The 2490-nt window shown below is 35.9% G+C and carries 2 protein-coding genes; both read right to left on the bottom strand.

Going from position 1 to position 2490, the window contains the following annotated elements; genetic code table 11:
• Nucleotides 1-299: 299 nt before the first annotated feature.
• On the bottom strand, nucleotides 300-914 hold the full coding sequence (locus ACESSZ_RS16335) for a helix-turn-helix domain-containing protein (protein WP_008393242.1): 615 nt from the start codon (nucleotides 912-914) through the stop codon (nucleotides 300-302).
• A gap of 371 nt (nucleotides 915-1285) precedes the next feature.
• Nucleotides 1286-1957 carry a helix-turn-helix domain-containing protein gene (locus tag ACESSZ_RS16330; RefSeq protein WP_008393244.1) on the bottom strand — a complete coding sequence of 224 codons (672 nt, stop codon included), beginning with the start codon at nucleotides 1955-1957 and terminating at the stop codon, nucleotides 1286-1288.
• Nucleotides 1958-2490 lie beyond the last annotated feature (533 nt).

The following is a 2490-nucleotide window of genomic DNA, read 5'->3' as shown; positions in this document are numbered from 1 at the left end:
CTTGATCGGTATTTAGAACAATATAGAAAACTCCCAGCAGTCGTAGTCGCAGATGCGGGATATGGAAGTTATGATAAACTTTATATCTGATTTTTGATTATCCCTATAAATATTACACTTTCAAGCTTTTCGAAGTATAGAAAAACACTCATTTTACCACGAATATACCACGATTAAACGAGCCTTGATATGACGATAAAATAGCACTAAAAAGACACCATTGACACATTGAAGTGGTGTCTTTTATTAATAAGCAGTCAATCCTAAGACTAACTGCTTTTGCAAAATAAAGGTAATCACTATTTTGTTTGTTTCTTTAGAATAATATAGCTTGCAATCACAACTACAAAGAATACTAACACGAAAACTAAAGTATGAAATATTCCTATCGGATAAGGTGCAATCCACCCTTCTAGTTTGAAAACCAATCCTGAAATATATCCTGTAATCATAGAAATAGGCATAAAAGCAACTCCGATTATATTAAGCCAATTTACATAAAAGGGGGATTTTTCTTCCGATAGTATTCTCGCTATAAAATATCCAACAATCCCTATAGCTTGAATAATCATTGAACCCCAAACTGCTTCCATTGTTTGTTCTGCATACCAATTACCAAATGCACAAAACAGCCCAATAGCAACAAAAGCTGTTGATGATATATAAAGTACCTTACTCGTAAGCTCTTTATTTTTTTGTTCTTTGTCTGCTACTGGTTCAATTCCCTTTAGGATATAGTCAGTTGTTACTCCAAAAAAATCACTCATTATAATTATTTTTTCTAAGTCAGGCGTACTTTGTTCACTTTCCCATTTGGAAACAGCCTGCCTTGAAACTCCAACTTTATCCGCAAGTTCCTCTTGTGATATTCCTTTTGATTTCCTTAAATATTGTATTCTGTCTGCCATATTCATTAGCTAACACTCCTTTCTTTCATGGTGTAATTTTAGCAATATTATCAGTTGCATAGCCACCATTTAGATATGGAAATATGTCAACTGGCAGTTGCAATGATGTTTTTTGACAAATCAGCAGAATATTCTTGCTTATAACGTAATTTAAACATATCCATATTATAACAGTTCCATATATCCGCCACAACAAAAATCAGCACACCCCCCCCTTGACATTTTTCTGTCTTGAAAAATACACACTTTTTCTTTCTTCCTCTTGATTACCAACCACAGAAAAGAAAAAGCCCTGTCAAGAGCCTTGCCACCATTGGTGGTGCTTTGCACTCTTTACTGGGCTTTTTGTTTGCTGTATCTTTCATTCAAGAGGAAAATTAAAGACCTCTGTTCCATTTCTCTTTCAGATAATCTTCATAGTCCGTTTCATCAAAATCTAACTGTGGCGAAGTGTCGGGAATGTTATTTCTGCTGTCTATGTCCGCAAGTTGACGGAATATCCAGTCATCATAAGGGTCATGGTATTTATACTCTTTGGGCTGTTCTCTGTATCGGTCTAACCCTCGCATTTCCTTATGTACTTTCATCATGCGTTCTATTTTTTGACGTTGTATCAACTGCTTGATTTCCATAAGTTCTTCTAACTCCGTAACCTCATTGGTAATGTAGTTATGGATATACTGTATGAGTTTGGTTTCCATGTAAAATCTGCATTCTTTTTCATCATTGAAAAATTCATTTTCAGACAGATAATCTAAGGAAACATTGAAGTCCTGTTCCCGTTTGATAATATCCATGATATATGGTTCGGTGTGGTCAATATACTTCCATTCTCCTGATAATAATTCATTGGGCGTTACTCCCAGCACGTCCATTATCTTTTCTAATGTGTCAAAGGTAGGATAATTCACACCCCGTTCAATCTTGGAAAGGCTCTGCATATTGATACCGATTTTATCCGCAAGTTCCTGTTGTTTCATTCCTCTGTGTTTTCTTATGGTCTGTATATTCTCTCCTAAGAAACTGATTTTCTTTTCATAATGTTCCATAACTTAGTATAACCGCTCCTTTCGTTGCTTTTCTCGGTGTTTATAAGCATATCATACTTAATATTTATCAAAAAGTCAATCAAAACTTCTTGACAAGTAATTCTAATGGCGTTATTATCGTATTAGATAGGGTGATTAAGCACGCTAGGGTCAATCACACGCTTGAGTAAGCATAGAAAAGATGTATTTTCATTTTGATAGCATGAATAAGCATGGACTATCAGACCGAAAATAAGGTTTCTGACTGGGGCTGTTCCGTTTAGCCACGAGTCTTACAAGGCTCGTGAGCGTTAAGAACGGATCAGACACAGGAAGAAAGGGAACGCCTTTAGGCGTTCATAAAGGGCGTATATGTAACACCGCCCTGCGTATACATGTCATAGTACCTAGAAACTGTGATAAATAAAGGAAAAAACACGATTTTTACCCGCAAAAAACGGGGCATACGAAAGGAGCAATGCACTATAACTACACACAAAAATTTATCCGTTAAGATTGATTACATCAGCATTGTATTTGAAACGGCAACCGCT

Origin of the sequence: Eubacterium sp. 3_1_31 (assembly GCF_964249515.1) — a bacterium.
Classification (GTDB): domain Bacteria; phylum Bacillota_I; class Bacilli_A; order Erysipelotrichales; family Erysipelotrichaceae; genus Longicatena; species Longicatena caecimuris.
This window is presented reverse-complemented; position numbering and strand designations above follow the sequence as displayed.

Excerpts from the sequence above, each read along its gene's own strand:
- ACESSZ_RS16335 (WP_008393242.1), bottom strand. The coding sequence starts at position 914 with ATGAATATGGCAGACAGAATACAATATTTAAGGAAATCAAAAGGAATA.
- ACESSZ_RS16330 (WP_008393244.1), bottom strand. The coding sequence starts at position 1,957 with ATGGAACATTATGAAAAGAAAATCAGTTTCTTAGGAGAGAATATACAG.